This window comes from Planococcus sp. TJ-201 (assembly GCF_058268495.1).
Map to the genome: position 1 here is coordinate 276,168 of NZ_JBZDOG010000005.1, position 24,412 is coordinate 300,579.

Here is a 24,412-nt window from a genome sequence, read left to right on the forward strand (position 1 = left end):
GGAGCCGATAAAATGAAAAAATGGATGATTTATGGTGCGAATGGCTATACAGGTGAGTTGATTGCGAGAGAAGCTGTTAAGCGAGGCATGTCTCCTATTTTGGCCGGACGCAGCGCTGAAAAAATCCGCCTACTGGCCCAAGAGTTGTCACTGGAATTCCAAGCTTTTCCGTTGGATGAACACGCGGCAGCCCAGTTACAAAACATTGATTTGGTGCTTCATTGTGCAGGTCCTTTTCAAGTGACCAGCAAACCCATGATCGATGCGTGTCTGTCTGCAAAAACACATTACTTGGACATTACAGGTGAAGTTTCCGTGTTCGAACACACCCATTCCATGCATGCTCAGGCTGCAGAAAAAAACATAATCCTCTGTTCGGGGGTAGGCTTTGATGTGGTGCCGACCGATTGCACTGCTTTAAAACTAAATGAAGAGCTGCCTGATGCAACGGAACTGGCACTTGGATTTGATTCGGATTCCGGCATTTCACCCGGAACGTTCAAAACCATGATCCAAGGTCTGGGCTCAGGGAGCATGCACAGAAAAGATGGCATTCTAAAAACGGTCGCTCTCGGGAGCCAGCACCGTACCATTGATTTCGGTCGCGGTTCGCGCTCAGCCATGGGGATTCCGTGGGGCGATGTGTCAACTGCGTTCTATACAACAGGCATTCCGAACATCTCTGCCTGGATTCCGATGCGGACCTCACGGGTTTACAGCGCACGTTTGATGGGAGCAGCGGGTCCGCTGCTGGCCACAGAGTGGATCAAAGAAAAACTGCAGAAGCAAGTGGAAAAACAGGTACAGGGCCCAACTGACAGTGTCCGCGCCAACTCGCCCGGCTATATTTGGGGAGAAGCCAAAAACCAGCAGGGTGTCATCAAAGTTGCACGCATCCGAACAGCCAATGTTTACGATTTAACAGTCTATGGGTCTCTCGAGATAGTCCGCCGCCTGCTGATTGAAAAAATCGACGGCGGATACTACACACCTGCTGGCCTTTTCGGTTCCAGTTTGGTGGAAAATTTACCGGGTTCGGGCACTTTTGAAATAGATACTTTTTATCCGTGACAGCTGAATGACAGCGCCATAGTCAGTATTTTCTAAGCAAAAAAGACAAATCCTGAATTTCAGGATTTGTCTTTACGTTTAACTCAGGTCTTTTCTCATTAATTGCATCCGTTGATTGAACAGAGTTGGATAAGACAGAAAGCCCAGCATTACACTGGTTACTGCAGCCGTAGTTAGCAATAAGAACATGATCAGCAGCTGAAACTGAACCGCTTGGATTGGGTCCGCACCTGCAATGATCTGGCCGCTCATCATGCCGGGCAATTGGACAAGCCCGACCGTTTTTTGACTTTCAATGGTCGGAATCATGCTGGCTTTGATCGAATTGATCAGTTGCGTGTGGATCGCTTGTTTCGGTGTTCCTCCGAGCGACAGGATCAACTCGGTTTCATCTTGGTGCGACTCAATTTCTGATGTAAATCGGTTCAGGAAAAGAATCGACAGCACCATTGAATTTCCGATGACCATTCCGCTAATCGGAATGATGTATTGGGCGGTTGCTGGCGTAATGTTGAATCCCAGCAGGATGCCTTGCGTCAACACTTCTACAGATATCAAGGTGACAGCCACCTTTGACGTGATGCCTTGGATGGCGGCTCCTTTTTTCTGTGCATTGTGCGTGGCCGCCACAATCATCAAAGCGACCATCAGAAAAATATAAACCAAGCTTTCCGAATCAAATACAAACTTCAATACATAACCGACTGCCAATAACTGAACAATCGAGCGCAAAGTGGCGACAATGGTATCTCTCTCGAGACCAAGGTTTAAGGTTTTAGATAACAATAAGGGAATCACAACGAAAATCAAGGTGATAGATAAGGTTAAATAGCTCATTGCGCTTCCCCCATCACAAACTGTCTGACTTTGTCATTTTCCGGATCATTGAGCAAACTGCTTTCGCCCGTTTCAACTACTTCGCCATCCATCATGACCCACGTAAAATCACCAATTTCACGCGCCTGTTGGAGGTTATGCGTAATCCAAATGATGGTGGTGCCGTATTTTCGATTGATTTTTACAATCAGCTCTTCAATTTCTTTTAAAGATGTTCGATCCAGGGAAGACGTAATCTCATCGAGCAGCAAAACAGCCGGTTTGTTGACGAGTGTTCGAGCAATGGAAACTTTTTGCCGCTGACCGCCGGACAAGTCTTTAACTTTCCGTTCCAGCAGCTCTTCTTCGAGTCCCACATCGTGCAGCAGTTCTTCTGCTTCGGCTTTGGATAAGGATTTCCCTTGCAGTTCCAATGGCAAGCTCAAATTTTTGTAAACACTGCCAGCAACCATCGGAGCACTTTGAAGGGCAATGCCCACTAGGCGGCGAAGTTCAACGGGTTCGTAGCCTTCGATTGGCTGATCCTTGATATAAACCTCACCAGACTGAGGCGATAACAAGCCGTTGCATAATTTCAATAAGGTCGTTTTTCCTGCTCCTGATGGACCTACCAGCGTCGTTATTTTCCCTTCTGGAAAAGAGCCGGTTATGCCTTTTAAAATTTGATTTTCCATAAATGAAAAATCCACATGATTAAAATGGACAGCCGGTTTATAGTTTGTTGACATCGATACCATTTCCTTTCGGGCACAAAAACAGCACACTTTTCACTGTGTGCTGCCCGCATTGCTATTATTCTTCCAATTTGCGGTGTGCGAACTCATCGTCCATTTTCAAGAAGTACTCGCCGCCTTCTTCAATTGCTCTCACTCTTGCAATGATGTCGCGGAATGATTTTTCTTCTTCCATTTGTTCTTCGATAAACCAATCGAGGAAAGAAAGTGTCGCATGTTCCTGCATTTCACCAGCCAATGTCACCAATGCATAAATATTGCTGGTCACGCTTTTCTCCTGCGATAATGAACTTTCCAGAACATCCAACGCACTGACAAAGTGGTTTTTGGGTTCCGTTAAAGCCTGTAAAACTGGTTTTTCATCCATTGTCACCAAATAATTGTAGAATTTCATCGCGTGAGAATGCTCTTCTCTTGATTGGATCAAATAGAAGTTTGCAAATCCGTGAAATCCTTTTTTTGAAAAATAAGCTGCCATCGCTGTATAAGCATGCGCCGCCTGCAATTCATTGTTGAACTGGTCGTTTAATGCATTTGTTAGTTTTTCTGATAACATGTTTATTCCTCCTCTTTCTTATTTAGAATTATTATAATGTAGTAAACATAACATATGATGTGAAGATAATCAAATTAAATGAGAAAATTTGTTTTTAAATGAGAATAAATATCAGTAATCATAGTTTTGGATTGATTCTAAATGATAATAATTATTGTTTGTAACCTATTCAAGCTAATAACTTACTTTTAGTAACATCATGTAGTACGATATCATATAGACAGGGTACATATAGGGGGAACTTGACATGACAGACATGAAGCTAGATCCAAAGGTCTTTGCTATATTAAAAGAGAAAATTCAAATGATCCCGGCCGAAGACGGTGCAGTTTATCTCGTCGGGCCGATTCGGCTGCCTGTAAATTTATATGAAGAAACTTTCATATTCAATTGGTATTGCTGGCTAAGTCTTGAAGAAGTAACCGAAGATTATGAGAGCATTATCGAGAAGCTCAGTTCTGCAAATTTGGCAGAATACCAGCAATCGAGCGTACTGGTTTATGGTGATTTCGAAAACAACCCAGAGGCATTGATTCGCATGCATTCTATTTGCCACACGGGCGATATTTTCGGCAGCAAGCGCTGCGACTGCGGTTACCAATTAAAACAATCCATGAAACGGATAACCGATCATGGCACGGGGGCTTTATTTTATTTGGCCAACCATGAAGGGCGCGGCATCGGCCTCTTCAGCAAAGCGATGGCATATGTCCTGCAAGAAAACGGCTACGACACTGTTGAAGCCAATGAGCAGTTAGGCTATGTGGACGATTCCAGAAATTATGGAGACGCGATTGCGGTTTTACGGGCATTGCGCACCAAACCAGTCACGTTGATGACCAACAATCCTAAAAAAATCGCAGCCATTGAAAAAGCTGGGCTCCAAATTGCCTCAAGAACTTCTCTTTGGGGAGATGAATCCGAATACAACGCCAATTATTTGCAGACTAAAATTGACCGCTCGGGCCATCTCAAAGACGGGGAGGAAATTGTCCATGCCAAGCCATGAGTTTTATATGGACCTCGCACTCAGCAATGCGAAAAGCTTGATGGGACAGACGGATCCAAACCCGCTTGTGGGTTCCGTCATCGTCAATGATAGCCGGATCGTTGGCATTGGAACCCACTTGAGAGCTGGAGAGCCTCATGCTGAAATCCACGCACTTCGCATGGCAGGGGATATGAGCCAGGGCGCGACCATTTATGTAACGCTTGAGCCGTGTTCTCATGTCGGGCGGACTGGTCCCTGTGCACAGGCCATCATTGATGCTGGCATAAAAAAAGTGGTGGTGGCTGCGCTCGACCCCAATCCAATTGTTTCTGGAAATGGCGTGAGGATGTTGGAAGACGCTGGCATCGAAGTGATTGTCGGTGTTCGCGAGCAGGAGTCTCAAGCCATGAATGAAGTTTTTAATAAATTCATTGTTGAAAAAACCCCTTTCGTGACCTTGAAAGCCGCTTCGACGCTTGACGGCAAAATTGCCACTCATTCTCTCGACAGCAAATGGATCACTTCCGAGGAAGCACGATTGGATGTCCACCTTTTACGCAGTCAGCATATGGCCATTCTGGTTGGTGTTGGAACTGTGATTGCAGACGATCCAGAGTTGACCGCCCGCATTCCAAATGGCCGCAACCCACTGCGCATCGTTCTCGATTCTACATTGCGCATTCCGCTCGACTCAAAACTTGCGACGGATGGATTGGCTGACACTTGGATTTTCACAAGCCGCACTCATGATGCAACGAAGAGAAAGGCACTGGAACAGCTGGGAGTTTCTGTTTATGAAACAAACAGTGATACTCAAGTAAACGTACTCGACGTTGTTCGCCTGTTGGGTGAAAAAGGCATTTCCTCTCTCTTTATTGAAGGCGGCGGCACCATCAACGCTGCATTTTTGGAACAGGGATTAGTCGATAAAGTAGTCTTTTACTTTGCTCCTAAACTTGTTGGCGGCAAAATCGCACCGACTTTCATTGAAGGGACAGGCGTAGAATGGATGAAAGACGCCGTCGATATCCGTGATGGCGAGTTCAGTAAAATTGGCAAAGATTTTAAATTTATGGGATATCCCGAAAAGCGAGGAAGCATATGAGATTTGGATTCGATATAGACGATACATTGATCAATTTACGTGAGTACGCATTTCACTATTACCAGCAACAGTTGAACGAACAAGTGGATATCGATATTTTCCACGCTTTAAACCGTGTTGAAATACACGAGGCATTCGGCATGAACGATGAAGAAGGCACGAAAATGTGGAACCAATCTTTAGACTTTTTGTACTTTACCGATTGTCCCGTCTATCCCGGTGCACTTGAATTGCTGAAGCAGCTCGAGTCGGGCGGCCATGAGATCTTCTATATTACTTCTCGTCCCCCTGAGTACACGGAAAACACATTTAACTGGCTCGTTCAGCAAGGTTTCCCTATTGAGCGGGAGAAATTTTTCTGCGGGATGAAAGATTCGGAAAAAGTTGGAGTTATTAAAAGCCTTGAGTTGGATTATTATTTCGATGATAAGCCGGCTGTTTTGGATACTTTAGCAAATGAGCCCGTGAGAGTAGTTGTCAAAGACCAATCGTATAATCGCCACCTTGATTTGCCACGCGTGACAAATTGGGATCAATTGGGCGATATGATGGGCAGCAGAAAGTAAAACACAAATAAACCAGGCAGAGAAAAGGATTCTTTTCTCTGCCTGGTTTATTTTATGTGGCATTATTCAACTTTGTCTTCTTCATTTAACTGACATTGGCCAAAAGCGTCATCCAAGGTATCGTACCTGCCCAATCGATGGACTTTTCCATTTCTGATATCCATAAAGGTATAGATTGTAACATGGCCATTTTGATTTTCCCATGTAGCTCGTTGCACACAAACTACTTCGTTGCCTTTGGCATAGTAGTCCAGCGTTTCCATTTGAATGCCCGATTCCTGAACCCATTGCCGAAGAATGTCGTGCCCTTCAGCTGAACCTCTCGGACCAATCAATTCAATGTGCGGGTCGGAAACTTCCAGCACGCCTTTGATGTCTCGCTCGTTTACTTTTGTGGTCCATTGCTCTGCAATTTTAATTTTTTCCTTCATGATTTTTTCTCCCTTCTCCCAGAAATAACGTACTCTTCCTGCAGTGTAAATAAGGTTGAAAAAAGAAGCCAGAAAAGATCTGTCTTCTTTAATAATTCTCGTTTTTCAATTTTTTAAACGTTTCTACGAAGTTATCCGGATCTGTATGGATTTTGTAGGTCAACACGCCTCGATGTGTATGGAGGTATAGTAAGCTGGCATCTGAAGAAAACGATTTATAGGAAATATCCCATACATTCGCTACATGAAATTTTGTCGCAGAAGTCACCAATGTGTCTTCGTATAATTGAATGTTGCATTCGGTTTCGACAATTTTCATTTCGCCGGCCTCAATCGAGCGTTCCGTGTCAATGTAAGTGATGGACGACAGTAAATTTAGTTGGTCCAAATTGGCATTCCTCCTACAGATCCTTTTCTAGCAGTTTATCGCAAACCAAGTGTTTTTAGCAAAGCATCTGTCCACGCGATCCGTTCGCTTGTGATTTTTTAGGAGATAGACCAACTGACCCAATAAAGTGTTAGACTATTCTTACTATAAGAATTTAAGATAGGAGGATTACTATGGAAACGTGGTTTGCGGCGACATCCACACACCCTTTTATCCCCTTTTCTCTAAACCACCTGCTGGCATTAGCCATCGCTGTGACAGGCATTTTTGCGCTTGTTGCTGCAAGGAAAGGGCTGAAAGAACAAAAGCGGTTATTTCAATCGCTGCGCTGGCCTCTTCTCGTTATTTTGATCATTTCCGAAATTTCCTATCATTACTGGGCCATCACAAATAATGTGTGGAGCTTTGGCGGGCAAATGCCGCTGCACCTTTGCGGCATAGCTTCGCTCACAGCCATGATTGGCCTTCTGACCATGCGCCCTTTATGGATTCAAGTATCTTTTTACATCGGCATTGTGCCCGCATTTTTGGCTTTGATTACGCCTGAATTGCCCTATGATTATGAGCATTTTCGGTTTTGGAAATTCTTTGTTCATCACATAGCCATTCCTTGGTCTTGCTTGTTTTTGGCATTATCCCGTCCTGCTGCCATAACATTGCCTTCGGTTTTTTCATCCTACGTACTGGTGCTGGCTTATGCTGCACTTATCGGTTTTTGGGTCAATCCATGGAGCGACTCCAATTTTCTTTATTTAATGCAACGTCCAACGACCACTTCTCCACTCGATTTCTTTGGAGACGGCCTTTGGTATTACATCAACCTATGCCTGACTGCTTTACTGCTGTTTTTTTGCCAATACCTGGTATTTCGAAAGTTCGTAAAACCTTCTTAAGGGTGTTATTCCATATCGAAGTATTCATTGACTAAATCTCCGTTTACACCGATAGCAGCCGCACTTCCTTCACCAGCAGCAATTACCAGTTGGGAAGGCACAATCAATGAAGCGTCCCCTGCCGCGTAAACGTTCCAAACATTGGTCCGGCCATAATCATCCGTTAAAATGCCTCCATGGGCATTGAACTTGCAGCCAAGTTCTTTAGCAAAAAGAGTGGAATGGCTCCACAACGGTGTCACAAAACCGCCGACCCGGTCAATCAGCGTACCGTCTTCAAGTCTGACGCTGCGTAATTGTCCGTTATCGCCTTCAAGACCGTCAATAATGTCTTCTACTACTTTGATGCCTTTTCGAAGCAATTTTTGCTTGTCCTCTTCTTCCAGCCGGCCTTCTCCGTTTGTAAAGACGATTAAATCCCGACTCCATGTATAGATTTTCTTCGCTAACTCAAAAACTTGCTTATCCGCAATAACTGCCAGCGGCTGATCGCGTAGTTCCCAACCATCGCAATAAGGACAACTGAATAAACTGGTGCCGTAAAATTTCTCAATCCCCGGAACGTTAGGCTGTTCTTCTACCAGTCCTGCGGCGATGATAATTTTGATGCTGTGAAACACCTCTCCACTTGCTGTAACCAGCTCGTAATGTGTTTCGGAAACACGATTTACACGAACGATGCGTTGTTTTTTGATATCCACCGAGTTATATTTTCCGATTTCCTCGCGGCCCAAACGTTTAAGTTCTTTCGGTTCAATACCATCTCTTGTTATAAAGCCATGCGATTCTCTGGTCACCAAATTGCGGCCGTTGTCATCGTCAAAAAGCACAGTTTTTCTTCTGGATCTTCCGAGTACCAATGCTGCATTCAATCCTGCAGGACCGCCTCCGATTATCGCGCAATCAAAAATCATAACATCCATCCTTTAATCAAGTCATTCCCAGAAAGTTCCCGATTCTCCTCTTTACTAAACAATCGTTTCAGCAGGATGTAAAAGTGTGCAAATAAAAAAGAAGCTCCATTTCTGGAGCTTCTTTTAAGCTTGTTTAACCAATAATCCCGTTAAGGCATCGATGAAAAATTGATTTTCTTCCGGTGTTCCAACAGAAACCCGGACATATTCAGGCAGTCCCCAAATTTTCCCGTGGCGGACAATAACGCCTTTCGCCATCAATTCCTTATAAAGTTTTTCACCGTCTTCGCCGATTCGAACCAAGACAAAGTTTGCCATGCTGTCGATGTACGCCAATCCCAGCTCGTCAAAAGCCGTGTACAATTGTTCACGCCCAGCTTTATTGGCATTTTTGGAAGTCATCACATGCTCCGTGTCTTCAATTGCTGCTGTTGCCGCAATTTGCGCTAATGTATTGACGTTGAATGGCTCTTTTACTTTTAAGATAGACTCAATGATTGATTCGGGGGCAATCCCAAAACCAACCCGCACTCCGGCAATGCCGTAAATTTTTGAGAACGTCTGAAGCGTCAAAACAGGATGTCCTGCATTGATGTATTCTATCCCGTTACTGTAATCGGGAGCATCTGCAAAATGATGATAAGCCGCATCGATTACCACTAACACATCATCGATTGCTTCTACTAATTTATCCAAATCTGACTTGGACATATATGTGCCGGTAGGGTTGTTTGGTGAACATACGTAAATAATTTTGGTTTTTTCGGTTACAGCAGCGATCATCGCATCCACATCAAACTCGAATCCTTCTGCAAATTTTACCGGCACGACTGTGGCGCCCATAATGTGCGCACCAAAGTCATATTCGCTGAACGATGGAGATGGCACAATCACTTCGTCGCCTTCTTCGAGAAATGCCTCAGAAATCAGTGTGATCAATTCGTCCGCTCCATTGGTCGGAATGACTTGTGTCGGATTCACATGAAATTCGTTGGCAATCGCTTTTTTCAATGCGCTGGCATCCGCATCGGGATAGCGGTTTAATTCCGATAAGCCATTTTGAATAGCTGCCACTGCTTTAGGTGATGGGCCATGCGGGTTTTCGTTAGAAGCCAATTTAATGACACGTTCCAACCCCAACTCTTTTTGGACTTCCCAAATTGGTTTTCCAGGCGAGTACGGCTGGATTTTCTCCAAAGTTTTGCGCGCTTTAATATTGTTCGAACCGGTCATAGTAACTCCTCCAAAAGATGTAAGTGATGGATCATTCTTTATATTCTTATAATCATATCAGCCTTAGCTAGCAAATCAACTGAAAAATCGTTTCAGGCACGTGGATGTGGATTTTTAGAGAACTTTTTGCTGTCCCCTCTTTTCATTATACAGAATTGCGGCATTACTTGAACACAACCACACTATATTGTGCCGAATAATAAAATATGGTTTACTGTTAAGCAGATGAAACTGAAGAGGAGTTTTAACACGATGAAGAAAATGAAATTCGCATTTGCCCCTTTCCTTTTATTGCTGATACTGGGCGCGTGTTCAGCTAACGAAGAGACAGCCCCTGAAGAAACCGCTGAACCCGATTCCGAAACAACGGAAGAAGCTGCTCCTGAAACGACTCCTGAGCAATCTTCCTTGGAATTGCCTGCTCAAGAAGATGTCGTGGTTACAGTAGATGGAGAAGACATTTTAGGAAACGTCTATAATAGCGTAGCGCGCCAGCTCGAAACTACTCTGACTTCCCAGGGGCACACAACATCAGGTGAAACGGATGAAATGGTAAAAGAACAGGCCTTATCCGTGTTGATAGGCAATAAAGTCATCTTGAATGACGCAGCCCAAAAAGGCTTGGAAGCTGACGAAGAGATCGTTAAAGAGCGCCTGGAAGACTTGAAAGGCCAGTTTGAATCGGAACAAGCCATGAATGAAGCACTGGAACAAACTGGCTTCACACTAGAAGACATGGAAGTGCAGCTTCGCGAACAACTGGTATACGAACAATATGTTGCCGAAGAAATCGAACCAGCTGCAGTGACCGATGAAGAAATACAGGAATCGTATAATGGTTTTGTCGAAACTTCTGAAGAAGAAGTACCGCCTATGGAGGAAATGGAGCCTAGCATCCGCCAGTCTCTTGAGCAACAGAAAACACAAGAAGCGGTATTTACCCGCATTGAAGAACTGAAAGAATCGGCTGAAATAGAAATTAAGATTTAAACAAAAACATCCTGCTCGCAATTGAGCAGGATGTTTGTTTGATTAAGCTAGTTTTGCTGAACAGTAGGCAAGGATTTCTTCTTCTTCCTCGTCTTCAAGTCCAAATTCAAGTGCGCCTCTTGTTTGTTTGTCAATAAAGTTGTAATGCGCTACGCGGGCACCAGTTTCTTCTGCAGCGATTATAACGCGCAGTTCCAATCCGCCTTCGGTATATAGTTCATCATCTTCGTCAACTTCGACATTCAACAAAAACTCGTAACGGTCGCCTACCATGATGCCCGTAGGATCGTTAATTTTGTGGAATACATAATCTGTAATTTGCATTGTAACACCTCCGTTCCTCTATTCTAGCGTGTCTGCACCTTTTTGGACAGTTGCATGTGAAAATAAAACGTTTAATGCACTATTAAACGGGAACACAAATGAAGTGAAGACAATTAAAGGAGTGGAATCGAATGAACGTATTAGTTATTGGAGCAAACGGTCAAGTCGGCCGCAACGTTGTCAAAGAATTGGCCGAATCAAACCATGAAGCGACCGCAATGGTCCGCAAAGAAGAACAAGTAGATAAAATGAAAGAACTTGGAGCATCTAAGGTCGTATTGGCGGATTTAGAAAAAGATTTCAGCGATGCTTTTGAAGGCATTGACGCTGTTATTTTCGCTGCAGGTTCTGGACCTTCAACAGGAGCTGACAAAACCTTGACCATCGATTTATGGGGATCGGTCAAAGCGGCTCAATACGCACAGGAAAAAGGCATCAAACGCTTTGTACAATTAGGATCAGTGGGATCAGACGACCCTGATGCCGGCGGCGAAGCGATGAAACCTTATCTTGTAGCTAAACGCACAGCAGACGACTTGCTGAAGACAACTAATTTGGATTACACGATTGTCCGTCCAGGAGCACTTTCTGACGAAGACAAATCTGAGAAGATTGAAGTTTCGCTAGAAGGATTTTCTTCATTGGAAGGAAGATCTATTCCAAGAGCGGACGTTGCACATGTATTGGTCGGAGTTTTAGACCGCAGCAATACGTACAACAAGGTATTCGAAGTGCTGCAAGGCGACCAGCCAGCAAGCAGCCAATTAGATTCTTTATAGAAGCGAGTCGAATAGCATGTAAAAAAAGAGCGGATGGATTTCCGCTCTTTTTTGTGTTAAAATAGGCAATACGATAATTAGAGGACGTGATAAGCATGATTAATATTCAACCACCAAAAGCGGATGTGACGATTACACAGCGCAAACAGGAAATTACAGGTGACGAAGCTGTCATCAAACCATTATTCGGCTTTATCGATTTGCACGATATTCCGCGCGATAAAGGCGGCATTATCCAGTTTTTCAACCACAGCGGCGAGTTGTTGTTTGTCGGAAAAGCCCGCAAACTTCGCCAACGCGTGAAAAAACATTTCGAAGATTCGGTATCACCGTTGAAAAACCATCGTGAAGAAGTATACCGCATCACCGTTTCTATTGTGGAAGATCCAATGGAGCGCGACATTTACGAAACCTACTTGATCAACACCCAAAAAGCTAAATACAATGTTGATAAAGTGTTTTACCAAGAACAGCAATAAAAAAACGGAAGCTCTCGGGCTTCTGTTTTTTTATTTGCTTATTTATAAAGGCCAACTTATGTAGTCAGCTTTTTTTGATAATAATGGTGGCTATGGCCTTCCGGAAAATCAGCGAGGACCCCGAATTCTGTGAAGCCCTGTTTTTTATAAAATTCCGGAGCTTGAAAACTGAGGGTGTCGACAACCATCAGGCGATGGCCTTTGCTGCGTGCGTAAACTTCTGCTTGAGCCATCAGCTTTTCCGCAATCCGCTGGCCTCTCCATGCTGGGTCGACCCACAAAAAATCGATATGCAAATGTCGCCAAAAACCCGTAGCCGTTAATCCACCGATAATTTCTCCTCCATCATTGCGAACGATAAAGCTCATTTGTTCCATTGGAGAATCCGCTTCTCGAGGCAAATTTGCATTATTGTATTCAATCACTTTTTTTCGGATAAAATCGCGATCTTCTGTCACTTCTTGTTGCGTAATTTTCATTGGCTCTATCCTCTTTTCAACGTTTTTGCTGCACGCTTCCATTTTCTCACTGTTCTTTTATTTTGTGAATCTTCTCTTAATCCAATGTTTTAACTTGCTGCCCAAAAGGAATACAGGGTTAATAACTACGTTTTATTGGAGGAACCCATATGTCGTCATTTATCAGAGAAAGCACTTCTGCCCGTTGCCAAAGTGAATACGATCCGCTCCGGCGCGTGCTGCTTTGCCCGCCACGTTATATGGAAATTAAAGATGTCATCAACGACGTACAGAAAAGATATAAAGATGAAAATATCGATGTGGCCAAAGCGCTTCATCAGCACAACGCATTTATCCAGGCTTTGATTGACCAAGGTGTCCAAACCGATTTAATCGAGCCATCTGAAGAGTACCCGGAACAAGTTTTTACGCGTGACATTGGGTTCACCATTGGAGAAACAGTCTTCATCAGCGAAATGGCATCGGAAATTCGCCAAGGCGAAGAACAGGAACTTCGCAAGTGGATGGAAGTACATGATGTTAATTTTAAGCAGTTAACAGGACACCGCATTGAAGGCGGCGACGTTATTATCGATCGCGATACGGTATTTGTCGGCGTCAGCAGCCGCACTTCCAAGAAAGCCATCCGTGATTTGCAGCTCCAATTGCCGGATTTCGAGGTTATTCCTGTTTCTTTCAATGAAAAATATCTTCATCTCGACTGTGTGTTCAATATCTTGTCGCCAACAGAAGCACTCATTTTCCCGGAAGCGCTCGACATGGCAACCGTCCAGATGCTCGCCGAACGCTACACACTCATTCGGGTGAATGAAAAAGAACAGTTTGCACTTGGCACCAACGTGCTGTCCATCGGCGACCGAAAAGTATTCAGCCAGCCGCAGAACCAGCAAGTCAACAAACAATTGACCGCCCGTGGCTTTCATGTAATCGAAGTTGATTATTCGGAAATCATCAAATCAGGCGGAGCTTTCCGCTGCTGTACCATGCCGTTGATCCGTGCATAAGCATTTGATCCAATGCGAACTGTTCAATTGTCTTTTCAACCCATAATTAAAATCCCAAGCCGCAATGGCTTGGGATTTTCTGTGTATTCTATAGATGACTCACAGCTTTCTGACCTTGCTGAACCTGCTCAATAAATTCTTTCATTAGCTCTACCCCGTCTGGTGTCCCAATTGACTCGGGGTGAAATTGGATGCCGTAAACGGGATAGTCCCGGTGTTTGACAGCCATGATCGTCCCATCATCGAGTGCCCGCGATTGGACAACTAAACAGTCAGCCAATGTTTCGGGCTCTAAAACGAGCGAATGATACCGCATAACCGGCAGCGGCTGCGGCATGTTTCGAAACAGCCCCTGATGCTCATGGGACACTTCAGAGACCTTGCCGTGGCGGATAAAAGGAGCTTCAACCACATTGCCTCCAAATGCCGCGCCAATCAGCTGCTGGCCGAGGCAAATGCCCAATATTGGAACGGATTGGTGCAGTTCCTGAATCACCTCAATTGATTCCGGCAATTCCAATGGATGACCGGGGCCAGGTGACAGGATGATAGCTTGCGGATTTTTCGCTTTGATTTCATCCAGCGTTAAAACACCCGAACGGACCACTTCAACTTCTACCCCCATAGCCGCAACTGCCTGATACACATTATAAGTAAACGAATCGTAATGATCGATTAACAAAATCATCCGAACACCTCCGTGAGAGAACGTGCTTTGTGCAACGTTTCCTCGTATTCTGCTTGCGGATCTGAATCAAAGACGATGCCTGCACCTGCTTGAACATGGACCATTTCATCTTTGACCACAAAAGTACGGATTGCCAATGCAACATCCAAATTCCCATTGAATCCCAAGTAGCCAATAGCCCCTCCGTAGACCCCTCTGCGCTCTTCTTCAAATTCCTGTATCAATTGCATCGCCCGCACTTTCGGAGCGCCTGAGACCGTTCCAGCCGGCAAACAAGAGACCAATGCATCTAATGGATGCATTTTGTTGTCGAGTTCGCCTGTTACTTCTGATACTAAGTGCATTACGTGCTGGTATTTTTCAATAACCATGTACTTTGGTACTTCGACCGTACCAATCTGCGCGACCCGTCCCACGTCATTGCGGCTGAGATCTACCAGCATTTTGTGTTCAGCTTGTTCTTTTTCATCTCCCGCCAGCTCTTCCGCCAGTTGGTCATCTTCCCCTGCTGTCCTGCCGCGTTTGCGGGTTCCGGCAATCGGGTTGGTCACCATATGGCTTCCGCGGATCGTCAACAAACTTTCCGGAGAAGCTCCTACGACGGCGTAACCGTCAAAATCAATGAAAAATTGATAGGGAGACGGATTTTGCTTACGCAATTTCCGGTACAGTGCAAACGCATCCCCTTTATAGCTCGCAGACAAGCGCTGCGACAACACCAGCTGAAACACGTCGCCTTTGCGGATATGGTCTTTTGCCTGTTCCACTTGTTCGCGGAAAAGGGCATCGGTGGTTTTGGAACTGAATTGCAGGGACTCTTGATCTACTGCTGTGGAAGGTTCTGGTACAGACAGTTGCTGTTCCACTTCATCCAGCTTGTCTTCAAACGACAAAATGGTTACATCATTTTTTACATGGTCAAAAACCACGATGGTCTCGTAAACCTGCAAGTGAATATCCGGCATCTGCAGGCTGTCTTCTTTTGGTGCTTTGATCGGTTCGTAAACTTGAATGGCGTCGTAGCCTATATAACCGAGGGCGCCGCCTGTAAACGGCAAGCCTTCGACTTCTGCTTCATAACGAGGCATTAATGTTTTAATCAGCTCTAAAGGTTTGCCGTCATGCACTTTTTCAATGCCTGTGCGGAAATCGATCTCCCGCAATTGCTGGCCGTGGCCAATATAACCGATCGACGGGTTTGCTGCGATAAAAGAATAGCGGCCTGTCACACTGGTCTTCAACGAACTTTCCAGCAGGCATTTCCGTGCTCCTGCCAAGCGGTTAAACACCGCAATAGGCGTTAAGGAATCTCCATCAATTTTTCTCGTCTTCATTTCGTTGCTCATCTCGACTCATCTCCATTTCTTAAAAGCAGAGGCAATCATCAGGACTCAACAGGCATAAAGCCGTCCGAGAAGCGGCATTTTTTTGCTGCACAGCCGGGAGCTTATGGTCCCGAGAGTCTGGTCGCCAAAACTGGATCGCACTTAAAATGCAATTATCCAATCTACGCTCTTAATGCTTTTGCCTGTCTAAAAATAAAAAAGCCCCCTGCAGGAACAGAACTGTTCCTTGCAGAGGACGGAATGACCGCGGTACCACCTCTTGTTAAAGCCGACAAAGCTTTCACTTGATCCCTGATAACGTGGGGAAACGGATTCTTCTACTGCTCATTCAAAGAATCACTCATAAGCCCATTCACCCAGACACCCCGCCAGTTTCCACCTGCCACTGGCTCTCTTTGAGAGGCTGATCTGTGCTACTCTTCTTACTCATCGATTTAGCTCTGCTATGCTCTGCTCAACTGGAATTCGGCGGTGTCGCTTCCGACCCCTTCAACCGCAATCCGTACATAAAAGGTTGTGCCAATCTTATTCAATTCCAGCCCATTTGTCAACTAAAAAACATGACTTATTTAGATAATTCTGTATTTACGTTAGAGATTAAGGTATAAATAAAGTAAGGGGATTCAACTTTTAAAATAGAGGGAGGACAAGACGATGAAAAATCATTCATTTTTAACACCAGGGATTTTAGCCCTAGGTTTGTTGCTTACCGGGTGCGCTGGTGAAAGTGCGAGCGACACAAGCACTGAAGGCGGAGAAGACAGTACTCAGATCAGCTTTATTCATTGGAGAGGCGAAGACAAAGCTGTATTGGATGATATCATTGCCCAGTTCGAAGATGAAAATCCCGATATTTCAGTGGAAATGACCATTTATCCATCCGAGCAATATCAGTCTACGGGCCAACGGTTGCTGCAGGACGGTTCAACAGGTGATGTCTTTACATCTTTCCCTGGTGCACAATTCGAAGCGATTGCCAGCGCCGGTTTGTTTGAAGATTTGAGTGGGGAAGATTTTGTTTCGAATTTTGACGAAGAATTAATTAGCGTCGGACAAAAAGACGGTGCACAGTTAGCGCTTCCTTATCAACTGGTTTTCAATATGCCGGTTTATAACAAAGGCATGTTCGAAGAACTCGGCTTGGAAGTACCAAAAAGCTGGACTGAATTTCAGGCAATGGCCGACACACTTCTTGAAAACGGCATTACACCTATCGCCTTTCCTGGAGCAGATATCGGCCCCAACCAATTTATGAACAGCATGATGATGAACAACGCACCCGATGAAGACATTTTTGAAAAACTTCAAAACGGGGAAGAAACATTAACCAATGAGTGGTGGGTTAAAACATTAGAGGACTTCCAGCTGCTTGAACAAAAAGGCTATATTCAAGATGATGCGTTAGGAACTTCTCAGGACTCCGCAATGGCGATGGTCGCCAACGAAGAAGCAGCAATGATTGCAACAGGATCTTATCATATGTCTGCTCTGCTTGGTCTGAATCCAGATCTTCAACTTGATTTGATGGCCCCAATCACCGTTGAAGAAAGTGAAGCGGTCTATGAAGGCATCAACACGGCCACTTTCATGCTGGCTGTCAACAGCCAGTCGGAAAAGAAAGAACAGGCAAAAGAGTTTATCACATTCCTAAGCCAGCCTGAAATCGCTTCCCAATACGCCAACGAAACCGGTCAGCATTTGACGGTTAATGATGTGGAATACGAATCAGAAGTATTGCAGAACACGGCTTATTGGATCGATGAAAGAACAACTCGTTTCCAGCCGCGATTCCTGATTACCAATGCACAAATTGAGGCAGCAGTGCTGGGTTCTATTGAAAACGTACTGGGTGGAACAGATCCAATGACAGCAGCTGAAGAAGCACAGCAGCTCGTAGACGAAAATAGGGAATAATGAGATGAAAATTTCTAAATCCATCTACTTATTCTTTTTACCAGGGCTTCTCCTGTATGCGCTTTTCTTTATTTACCCGACACTCAGTGCCTTGTTTTATTCGTTTACCGATTGGGACGGCCTCAGCCAAAGTTTCCAATTTGTCGGAATCAGCAACTACGAACGTGCCTTTACAGGCGATACAATTTTCCGGAAAAGCATCGGCAACAACTTGAAATTCATGCTTGTTGTGGTGGTCTTCCAAACACTTGTTGCTTTGGCTTTTGCCTTGATTGTCCTGAAAAATAACAAAACCACAATCTTTTTGCGTGCGCTTTATTTTTTCCCAACTATTTTGTCATCTGTTTCAGTCGCCTTTATCTGGTCGTTCATTTACGATCCGTCACTCGGCATTTTGAACCAGGCACTGGAATTGGTTGGACTTGGATTTTTGGCTCAAAACTGGCTTGGCAATGCTGATATTGCGATCTATTCTCTGGCAGTGACACAAATCTGGTTCCATGCCGGACAGATGCTCATCATTTTCGTAGCCGGCCTGCAAGCGATTCCAGACGAGCTGTACGAAGTGGCTAAAATTGAAGGTGCCAACAAATGGCAGACCTTCCGTACAGTGACGTGGCCATTGCTGGCACCTTCTGCCACCATCGTTATTGCCTATACCACCATCCAGTCGTTCAAAGCATTCGATCTGGTCTTTGCCATGACAGGTGGCGGCCCAAACAACTCAACCGACATTGTCGCCACTTATATTTTCGATATTGCCTTTAGAAACTACCAATTTGGCTATGCGAGTGCCATCTCAGTTATTTTCATGATGATCATTGCCATCATCACCTTCCTGCAGTTTAAAGCTTTACGTTCTGACCGAATCTCTTACTAAGCCTAGGAAGGCTACTTGGCAATACAACTTTTAAAAACGAACAATTATATGTTCTTAAGCTTTAAGAAAGGAGGGCAAAAGCTTGTTCTTCAGAAGGTTTTCTCTACTCATCTATGCATTGCTGATTTTAGTTCCTTTACTGATTGTCGTTCTGACTTCTATGAAAACGATTCAGGAAACGTTTATAAATCCACTCGGCTTGCCCGAAGCTGGAATTCAGTTTGAGAACTATACAGCCATCTTCCAAGAACAGACCATGGCCGGTTATTTTATGAACAGCACAATCGTCACCTTGTTTTCGGTTTCGTTAACACTATTCTTTGCTTCGCTGATTGCCTACGGCATAATTCGGCTCAATAATTGGATTGGCAATATCATCTTCATCCTGTTCACGCTTGGCATGATGGTGCCAGCACAGGTTAGTATGATTCCGCTCTACTCGCTGATGCTCGACCTTAACTTGACCAACAGCCTAGTTGGATTGATTCTTGTCAATATCTCCACCACCATGCCCATTGCTGTCTTCATCTTGACCGGATTTATGAAGACTTTGCCAAGGGAATTGTTTGAAGCTTCGACAATAGATGGTGCCGGAAATTGGAAAATTTACTCCAAGGTGGCGATTCCGTTATCGCTGCCATCCTTATCGGCTACCGCAATCTTCCTGTTTGTGATGCATTGGAACGATTTGCTGTATCCCTTGCTGTTTATTACGGACAATGCTTACAAAACTTTGCCACTCGCTTTACTGGAGTTCCAAGGCGAATACTCCACCAACTACCCAATGCTCTTTACAGGCGTCATCATTGCTTCAGCGCCCATGGTCATCGCGTACGTCTTCCTGCAACGCTATTTCGTTGCAGGCATGACGGCTGGTGCAGTTAAAGGCTAAAAAAAGGACGGCATCGCTCATCAAAGAGCAATGCCGTCCTTTTTTCTGTCTATCTATCCACTCAAAAAAATCACCCTGAAATGGTCAGGGTGACGCGCGAACTTATTTTGCAAACACGTGCTTACCAATTTTAGTAATCGTCGTGCGTGAGAAAATCCATGCATCCGTAACACCGCTTGGGTTATAATAATACGTTGCACCCTGAGATGGGTCGGATCCTTTAACAGCTGCTTTAACTGCCTGATATGCTGAAGCATTCGGCTTCAAGTTGTATTGGCCGTCGTTTATAGCAGTAAACGCATTGCTTTGGAAAATGACATTGTATGTACTGTTTGGAAACGAAGAAGAGTCTATGCGGTTCAAGATGACAGCGGCTACCGCTACTTGTCCTGTGTAACTTTCTCCACGTGCTTCTCCGTGTACGACACGTGCCATCATATCGATTTCCGTAAGTTTCGCGCGCGTCAGTGGCCCTGTAAAGCCTGTGTCCGAAACATTAAAATCACGCTGAAACTGAATAACTGCATTTTTCGTGATAGAACCATAGTAGCCGGTAGGTGTTGTATTGAAGTATCCCAATTTTTTAAGCGTTGACTGAAGTTCGGTTACATCTTGTCCCGAAACGCCTTCATGCAAGTCTGGAGAATGTGCTTCTGCAGAGGGCTGAGAAAAACCTATGAATAGAACTGTGAATAAGGTAAACACCAATACTTTTAATTTCTTCATGCTTTCTCTCCCTTCTATTCCAAGAATCAACAAAAGATTCTTATTAACAGTATATAATTGTAATAGTTTGGGTTCAATCCCTCGGACTACTTAAATTTTGATGATGAAATGACCAAAAGTAATAGTTTGTTGATTTTAAGCAAAAATATTGTGCTATTTCTTTACTGGAATTAGGCATTTTCGCTTACAGAATTGCAAGCACTACAAAAGGCTGCCGAGCAATACTTGGCAGCCTTTGTGAAAACGAGTTTATTTTCTTTCGTAATGCAATTGTGCAAATTGTCCATATGACTTTACTGACTTGAGTTTTAAAGGGATTTCAACATCGTTTTCTTGGAACAACGGGATCCCTTTTCCGATTAATGTGGGTGCAATGGAGATGATCCATTCGTCAATCAGATTTTCTTGTATAAAACCATGCAGCAGGTTGCTGCCGCCAATCACCCAAATGTTCTTTCCCGGTTGTGCCTTGAGATCTTTCGCAAAGCTCGAAATGTCTTGATTTGTAAATGTTACAAACGGATCCTCTTTACCAGACTCAGATGTAAAAACATAACTGGCCAAGCCCTCGTATGGGTACTCACCGCTTTCCGCTTCGATTACCCAATCATAAGTTCTCCGTCCCATAACTACCGTGTCGATGGTCTCCAAAAATTCAGCATAACCGGCATCGCCTTCTCCGTCGACTTTGAAGAGCCATTCAAGCGAGTCATCTTTTGTTGCGATATAGCCGTCGAGACTGGCTGCAATATAACAAATAATTTTCCGTTCACCTTCCATGATTTTTCCTCCTTTATAAGCGTTTACTGACATTCCATCAAAAAAGGCCTCAGTATATAACTGAGACCACATTGCTATTTGCTTTCTAATTCTGCCAATTCTTTATGTGTTTGCGGAAATCCATTTGCCTGCCATTCAGAACGATAAGCAGAGTCCAGTTGAGTCAACCCAACTTCCGCTTCGTCCGTGTCGGCATTGACGCTTTCTTCATGGTCCACTTCCCCACTATTTCGCATATCATTGTCTTCATAAACCCAGATTTTGTTAGCTTGGTTTTTTTTATAAGCAGTTAACAGCAGCATGCTACCTGCCATTGCAGCTCCCATGTACATAAATTTTTTCGATGTGTTCTTTTTCATTGGTATCCCTCCGGTTATCTTCATGTTTCGTCATCTTCTTCAATTCCCCTTTTTCTGAAATTTAATCATCCATATCCTTTAAGGGAATCATTTCGACGGGAAGGGATTTATTTGGTAAAGTGAAAAGTAAGAACTTGACTGGAGGCGTTCAGATGAAGAAGATTGTTATTGTTTCAGACACACATATTCCATTCCGCGCCAAGAAGTTGCCGAAGCAATTGCTGGAGGCGTGCCAAGAGGCTGATTTTATCGTTCATGCAGGCGATTGGCAGACGATGGATGTCTATCATGAGCTGGCAGCCTATGCAGAAATTGATGGCGTCACCGGAAATGTTGACCCATGGGACATTCTCGAAAAATTCGGCCGCAAAAAGATTTTCACATTTGGAGAATTAAAAGTTGGGGTAGTGCACGGCGATAGCCCACAGAAACCCACTGAACAGCAGGCTTATGACACATTCGCTAATGACGATGTCGACATCATCGTTTTCGGCCATTCCCATACACCTGTGATGCGGGAGGTGGATGGGGTGACTTTGTTCAACCCTGGTTCTCCTACTGATAAGCGCAGACAAGCCCAATTTTCTTTTGGCCTGCTGGAGATTGGCGATTCTTGGGAATTAAAGCATGTTTTTTTCGATAAAGAAAGTTAATCAAGAATCACCTATTGTTTTCCTTTGGGATCAAGTTAAAACCAGACCTTCTCAGCGAAGGTCTGGTTTTTCTTTGCATTCTTTTATTAGCACAAACCCAAGTTGCTTTAATGCCGATTCCAAATTGGATTCAATCAACACATCTTTCAGTGCCGAAGCAAAATGGGGAACTTTTAACGCCATGAAAGGTTGAATTCCAGTGATGACCGGTGTTACACCGATTACTTTCAGGATATTTACGAGCTTCAACAAGTATTCCCCAACGACAGAGTTTATTTGCAAAACGCCAGAAACATCAATAATCAAATAATCCATTGATTCTTCACTGCATTTTTTAAGCACATGGTCAATAATAATTTGTGCCCGCGGCGCTGTAATATTGCCAATGACCGGAACGATTGCTACACCTTTAGTTACCGGAACGATGGGTGCAGTCAATGTTTGAATTTGTTCATTTGCCTTTTCTAGCTCCAGTACATAAGTCAATAGGGTCGACATCATTTCGAAAGTAGTAAGCTGCTCTTCAGAAAGCTTGTGGTATCGATCATCCAATCCGCAAATAGTGCCGTAAACTGTGCCATCGTTGTAGTAAACGGGAACTCCAACGAATGTTCCGTTTCCGTAATTTGCAGTGATCTCCATAGAACGGGTCAACTCATTTTCCGAAACATCCTCTATGACTAATGCAGAAGGTCCATGGTTGATGCTTAAACTGCAAAAAGACTGAGGAAGGGGCATTGAACTGCCTTCTTCGACTAGCTCTTTACTCGAGTTGTAGACTTTAATGATGTTATTTGTATGGCCATCATTTTTAGCAATGAATATTGAATTGATGCCAATTTGTTTGCTCAGCAATTGCAGTATATATGCGGCTGCTTCGTCAAAGTTACTGAAATTTCGTTTCTTTTGCATCTTTTCCACTTTCAGTCCCCACTCTCTTAGAGTAACTTCTACGATATCTATATGAAGTAATTGAATATTAATCTCAAAATTAGGAAGCCAATAAATTGTATCACTTGAAGACAAATATAAGAAATCGAGCCAAGTACGTCTATATTCCTATATTAATTATACAGTGAAATCCACTATTATCACATTTAATTTGTGTAACAAATATTGTACGAAGCAAAGGGTTCGTCATTGTTTAGAATAGGGTATATGAAGAGTAACAGTATTTGGAGGTGGCAAAATGACAAACGAACTGGATATTCTTGTATTGGAACAATCTGATACAATGATTTACTTTAGATGGACAGACTCAGAAGATGTTTGCCGAGTAAAACGCGATGAACAGGTCATTTATACCGGCACTCAGAATTTGCTTAAGGACACAGGTTTAAAAAAAGGTGAGCTGTATACCTACACAATCGAACGGCTGGATGCTTCTGGCAAATGGACAGATAAAATCAAGCTTCATACCGGTACGGAAAATCCGAAAACGGACAGTATCAATCGCTTGGAAGAAATCGTACTGACCGCCATTGTTTCCAAGGGAAGAATTTCTTTGGCTTGGGGAGAGATCGACGGCATTTCAGAATTCGATATTTATCGAAATGGCCAACTGATTGATACAGTTAAAGGCAATCAATATACGGACCGCCAAGTTCCCATGAATCAAGAGTTTACCTTCTGGATTCGCGGTAAACGACCTGTGGCGCGTTCTGAAGAAGATTTTAGTGTAGAAAAATTCAAAATGGCCAAGATATTTGGTGCTTTAAATTGGAATTCTTCGCAGGAAAAAGCCGCAATGGAAAAGTTTTGGATGACCAAAAAAATTGCTTCGTTAGACTCTCTCTTATCTGATGAGGAAAAACCCAAAATATATCCACTCTGGCATTTCCGCTATCAAACTTTCTTGCCCGATTTGGTGCTGAAAAACCCGAATCTCTTATCGCCCTTTCCTTATTTCCAAGGCGATGGCAGAAAGTTTGATCCCGAATCGTTGCATTACCGGACACAAGTTAATTTCACTGTGGACTTGAAAGATGAAGAATCCTCTTTCGTTTATGATAAAGATGTGGGTCCCACAATCGGCTATAATTGGCGAAAGAAATTCAGCAAAGCAGATGTGGCTTCTGCTGAAGGAATCGAGCTCGAGAAACTTGAAGAAACCGGCCACAAAGTTTCCATTACGCTAAAACATGCCGTTGGAAATCCAATTATTACTTCACCTGATATTGATTATAATGTATCAGCTGCCTTTTACCGCGACGGCACTTATGACATTATAGGAATTCATGACCAATCGCCGAACCATGAAGTGTACTTAAAATTTGGCGATGACGGCGAATGGATGGATCTTCATCAGACTGAAAGCGAAGGACTGGCTTTTATGGCAGACCCTATTGCCAGCCATTATTGGCGAATCTCCAACTTTTACTGATTCAACTTGATTTTTCT

The 24,412-nt window shown here is 43.9% G+C and carries 29 protein-coding genes and 1 other annotated feature; of the genes, 14 read left to right on the forward strand and 15 right to left on the reverse strand.

Annotated elements, in window-relative coordinates; genetic code table 11:
• Nucleotides 1-12 precede the first annotated feature (12 nt).
• A complete protein-coding gene (locus AC4EG4_RS14035; protein WP_490988167.1) occupies nt 13-1,071 on the forward strand; it encodes a saccharopine dehydrogenase family protein in 1,059 nt (352 codons plus the stop codon).
• Nucleotides 1,072-1,149: 78 nt separating this feature from the next.
• Here the strand turns inward: AC4EG4_RS14035 and AC4EG4_RS14040 are convergent, their stop codons facing one another.
• The 3 genes from AC4EG4_RS14040 to AC4EG4_RS14050 all read right to left on the reverse strand — a co-directional run bounded on the left by AC4EG4_RS14040 (nt 1,150) and on the right by AC4EG4_RS14050 (nt 3,198).
• On the reverse strand, nt 1,150-1,908 hold the full coding sequence (locus AC4EG4_RS14040; RefSeq protein WP_490979485.1) for an ABC transporter permease: 759 nt from the start codon (nt 1,906-1,908) through the stop codon (nt 1,150-1,152).
• Complete coding sequence (locus AC4EG4_RS14045; protein ID WP_490979484.1) at nt 1,905-2,636, reverse strand: ABC transporter ATP-binding protein; 732 nt, start codon at nt 2,634-2,636, stop codon at nt 1,905-1,907. The genes AC4EG4_RS14040 and AC4EG4_RS14045 overlap by 4 nt, the downstream gene beginning before the upstream one ends.
• 64 nt (nt 2,637-2,700) lie before the next feature.
• Nucleotides 2,701-3,198: a ferritin gene (locus tag AC4EG4_RS14050; RefSeq protein ID WP_490979483.1), complete on the reverse strand. Its 498-nt coding sequence runs from the start codon at nt 3,196-3,198 to the stop codon at nt 2,701-2,703.
• 247 nt (nt 3,199-3,445) lie between these two features.
• On the opposite strand from AC4EG4_RS14050, the gene AC4EG4_RS14055 reads away from it, so the two are divergent.
• The 3 genes from AC4EG4_RS14055 to AC4EG4_RS14065 are packed head-to-tail and all read left to right on the forward strand — an operon-like array spanning nt 3,446 to nt 5,860.
• Nucleotides 3,446-4,207 (forward strand): GTP cyclohydrolase II, encoded by a 762-nt coding sequence (locus AC4EG4_RS14055; RefSeq protein WP_490988168.1) that lies wholly within the window; start codon nt 3,446-3,448, stop codon nt 4,205-4,207.
• Nucleotides 4,194-5,294 carry a bifunctional diaminohydroxyphosphoribosylaminopyrimidine deaminase/5-amino-6-(5-phosphoribosylamino)uracil reductase RibD gene (ribD, locus tag AC4EG4_RS14060; protein ID WP_490988169.1) on the forward strand — a complete coding sequence of 367 codons (1,101 nt, stop codon included), beginning with the start codon at nt 4,194-4,196 and terminating at the stop codon, nt 5,292-5,294. Before AC4EG4_RS14055 ends, ribD begins: the two co-directional genes overlap by 14 nt.
• Entirely contained in the window at nt 5,291-5,860 is a 570-nt protein-coding gene (locus AC4EG4_RS14065; protein ID WP_490988170.1) for a 5' nucleotidase, NT5C type, read from the forward strand. Before ribD ends, AC4EG4_RS14065 begins: the two co-directional genes overlap by 4 nt.
• Nucleotides 5,861-5,922: 62 nt before the next feature.
• Here AC4EG4_RS14065 and AC4EG4_RS14070 read toward each other — a convergent pair whose 3' ends face one another.
• Entirely contained in the window at nt 5,923-6,291 is a 369-nt protein-coding gene (locus tag AC4EG4_RS14070) for a nuclear transport factor 2 family protein (protein ID WP_490979479.1), read from the reverse strand.
• Nucleotides 6,292-6,379: 88 nt separating this feature from the next.
• A complete protein-coding gene (locus AC4EG4_RS14075; protein ID WP_490979478.1) occupies nt 6,380-6,679 on the reverse strand; it encodes a hypothetical protein in 300 nt (99 codons plus the stop codon).
• Nucleotides 6,680-6,852: 173 nt separating this feature from the next.
• Between AC4EG4_RS14075 and AC4EG4_RS14080 the strand changes: the two genes are divergently transcribed.
• Nucleotides 6,853-7,572 carry a YwaF family protein gene (locus AC4EG4_RS14080; RefSeq protein ID WP_490988171.1) on the forward strand — a complete coding sequence of 240 codons (720 nt, stop codon included), beginning with the start codon at nt 6,853-6,855 and terminating at the stop codon, nt 7,570-7,572.
• A gap of 5 nt (nt 7,573-7,577) precedes the next feature.
• Here AC4EG4_RS14080 and AC4EG4_RS14085 read toward each other — a convergent pair whose 3' ends face one another.
• Together AC4EG4_RS14085 and hisC are read right to left on the reverse strand one after the other, a co-directional pair.
• Nucleotides 7,578-8,486, reverse strand: a complete 909-nt coding sequence (locus AC4EG4_RS14085) for an NAD(P)/FAD-dependent oxidoreductase (RefSeq protein ID WP_490988172.1) — start codon at nt 8,484-8,486, stop codon at nt 7,578-7,580.
• 123 nt (nt 8,487-8,609) lie between these two features.
• On the reverse strand, nt 8,610-9,719 hold the full coding sequence (gene hisC, locus AC4EG4_RS14090; protein WP_490988173.1) for a histidinol-phosphate transaminase: 1,110 nt from the start codon (nt 9,717-9,719) through the stop codon (nt 8,610-8,612).
• Nucleotides 9,720-9,971: 252 nt separating this feature from the next.
• Here hisC and AC4EG4_RS14095 point away from each other — a divergent pair, with 252 nt between their 5' ends.
• Entirely contained in the window at nt 9,972-10,709 is a 738-nt protein-coding gene (locus tag AC4EG4_RS14095) for a SurA N-terminal domain-containing protein (RefSeq protein ID WP_490988174.1), read from the forward strand.
• 42 nt (nt 10,710-10,751) lie between these two features.
• On the opposite strand, the gene AC4EG4_RS14100 is transcribed toward AC4EG4_RS14095, so the two are convergent.
• A complete protein-coding gene (locus AC4EG4_RS14100; protein WP_490979473.1) occupies nt 10,752-11,033 on the reverse strand; it encodes a DUF6509 family protein in 282 nt (93 codons plus the stop codon).
• A 131-nt stretch (nt 11,034-11,164) separates the two neighbouring features.
• Here AC4EG4_RS14100 and AC4EG4_RS14105 point away from each other — a divergent pair, with 131 nt between their 5' ends.
• On the forward strand, nt 11,165-11,812 hold the full coding sequence (locus AC4EG4_RS14105; RefSeq protein ID WP_490979472.1) for an SDR family oxidoreductase: 648 nt from the start codon (nt 11,165-11,167) through the stop codon (nt 11,810-11,812).
• Nucleotides 11,813-11,907: 95 nt separating this feature from the next.
• A complete protein-coding gene (locus AC4EG4_RS14110) occupies nt 11,908-12,291 on the forward strand; it encodes a nucleotide excision repair endonuclease (protein ID WP_490979471.1) in 384 nt (127 codons plus the stop codon).
• A gap of 56 nt (nt 12,292-12,347) precedes the next feature.
• Here AC4EG4_RS14110 and AC4EG4_RS14115 read toward each other — a convergent pair whose 3' ends face one another.
• Nucleotides 12,348-12,770 carry a GNAT family N-acetyltransferase gene (locus AC4EG4_RS14115; protein WP_490979470.1) on the reverse strand — a complete coding sequence of 141 codons (423 nt, stop codon included), beginning with the start codon at nt 12,768-12,770 and terminating at the stop codon, nt 12,348-12,350.
• A 149-nt stretch (nt 12,771-12,919) separates the two neighbouring features.
• Between AC4EG4_RS14115 and AC4EG4_RS14120 the strand changes: the two genes are divergently transcribed.
• Nucleotides 12,920-13,774, forward strand: a complete 855-nt coding sequence (locus AC4EG4_RS14120; RefSeq protein ID WP_490988175.1) for a dimethylarginine dimethylaminohydrolase family protein — start codon at nt 12,920-12,922, stop codon at nt 13,772-13,774.
• An 88-nt stretch (nt 13,775-13,862) separates the two neighbouring features.
• Here the strand turns inward: AC4EG4_RS14120 and AC4EG4_RS14125 are convergent, their stop codons facing one another.
• Nucleotides 13,863-14,462 carry an anthranilate synthase component II gene (locus AC4EG4_RS14125; RefSeq protein ID WP_490988176.1) on the reverse strand — a complete coding sequence of 200 codons (600 nt, stop codon included), beginning with the start codon at nt 14,460-14,462 and terminating at the stop codon, nt 13,863-13,865.
• Complete coding sequence (trpE, locus tag AC4EG4_RS14130; protein WP_490979467.1) at nt 14,459-15,808, reverse strand: anthranilate synthase component I; 1,350 nt, start codon at nt 15,806-15,808, stop codon at nt 14,459-14,461. Before trpE ends, AC4EG4_RS14125 begins: the two co-directional genes overlap by 4 nt.
• A 228-nt stretch (nt 15,809-16,036) precedes the next feature.
• Nucleotides 16,037-16,247, reverse strand: a binding site (T-box leader).
• A gap of 215 nt (nt 16,248-16,462) precedes the next feature.
• On the opposite strand from trpE, the gene AC4EG4_RS14135 reads away from it, so the two are divergent.
• The 3 genes from AC4EG4_RS14135 to AC4EG4_RS14145 all read left to right on the forward strand — a co-directional run bounded on the left by AC4EG4_RS14135 (nt 16,463) and on the right by AC4EG4_RS14145 (nt 19,494).
• Complete coding sequence (locus AC4EG4_RS14135; RefSeq protein WP_490988177.1) at nt 16,463-17,722, forward strand: ABC transporter substrate-binding protein; 1,260 nt, start codon at nt 16,463-16,465, stop codon at nt 17,720-17,722.
• A 4-nt stretch (nt 17,723-17,726) separates the two neighbouring features.
• On the forward strand, nt 17,727-18,602 hold the full coding sequence (locus AC4EG4_RS14140; RefSeq protein WP_490979465.1) for a carbohydrate ABC transporter permease: 876 nt from the start codon (nt 17,727-17,729) through the stop codon (nt 18,600-18,602).
• Nucleotides 18,603-18,684: 82 nt separating this feature from the next.
• Entirely contained in the window at nt 18,685-19,494 is an 810-nt protein-coding gene (locus AC4EG4_RS14145) for a carbohydrate ABC transporter permease (protein WP_490979464.1), read from the forward strand.
• A 102-nt stretch (nt 19,495-19,596) separates the two neighbouring features.
• Here the strand turns inward: AC4EG4_RS14145 and AC4EG4_RS14150 are convergent, their stop codons facing one another.
• From AC4EG4_RS14150 to AC4EG4_RS14160, 3 genes are all read right to left on the reverse strand, one after another.
• Complete coding sequence (locus AC4EG4_RS14150; protein ID WP_490988178.1) at nt 19,597-20,220, reverse strand: cell wall hydrolase; 624 nt, start codon at nt 20,218-20,220, stop codon at nt 19,597-19,599.
• Between the two features lie 249 nt (nt 20,221-20,469).
• Nucleotides 20,470-21,000 carry a dihydrofolate reductase family protein gene (locus tag AC4EG4_RS14155; RefSeq protein WP_490988179.1) on the reverse strand — a complete coding sequence of 177 codons (531 nt, stop codon included), beginning with the start codon at nt 20,998-21,000 and terminating at the stop codon, nt 20,470-20,472.
• Nucleotides 21,001-21,074: 74 nt separating this feature from the next.
• Nucleotides 21,075-21,359, reverse strand: a complete 285-nt coding sequence (locus tag AC4EG4_RS14160; RefSeq protein ID WP_490979461.1) for a hypothetical protein — start codon at nt 21,357-21,359, stop codon at nt 21,075-21,077.
• A 152-nt stretch (nt 21,360-21,511) separates the two neighbouring features.
• Here AC4EG4_RS14160 and AC4EG4_RS14165 point away from each other — a divergent pair, with 152 nt between their 5' ends.
• Nucleotides 21,512-22,012: a metallophosphoesterase family protein gene (locus AC4EG4_RS14165; RefSeq protein ID WP_490988180.1), complete on the forward strand. Its 501-nt coding sequence runs from the start codon at nt 21,512-21,514 to the stop codon at nt 22,010-22,012.
• 51 nt (nt 22,013-22,063) lie between these two features.
• Here AC4EG4_RS14165 and AC4EG4_RS14170 read toward each other — a convergent pair whose 3' ends face one another.
• Nucleotides 22,064-22,924 carry an STAS domain-containing protein gene (locus tag AC4EG4_RS14170; RefSeq protein WP_490979763.1) on the reverse strand — a complete coding sequence of 287 codons (861 nt, stop codon included), beginning with the start codon at nt 22,922-22,924 and terminating at the stop codon, nt 22,064-22,066.
• Between the two features lie 277 nt (nt 22,925-23,201).
• On the opposite strand from AC4EG4_RS14170, the gene AC4EG4_RS14175 reads away from it, so the two are divergent.
• The gene (locus tag AC4EG4_RS14175; RefSeq protein WP_490979459.1) at nt 23,202-24,395 is read left to right on the forward strand and encodes a DUF3238 domain-containing protein; all 1,194 of its coding nucleotides are present in this window, start codon (nt 23,202-23,204) and stop codon (nt 24,393-24,395) included.
• Nucleotides 24,396-24,412: the final 17 nt, after the last annotated feature.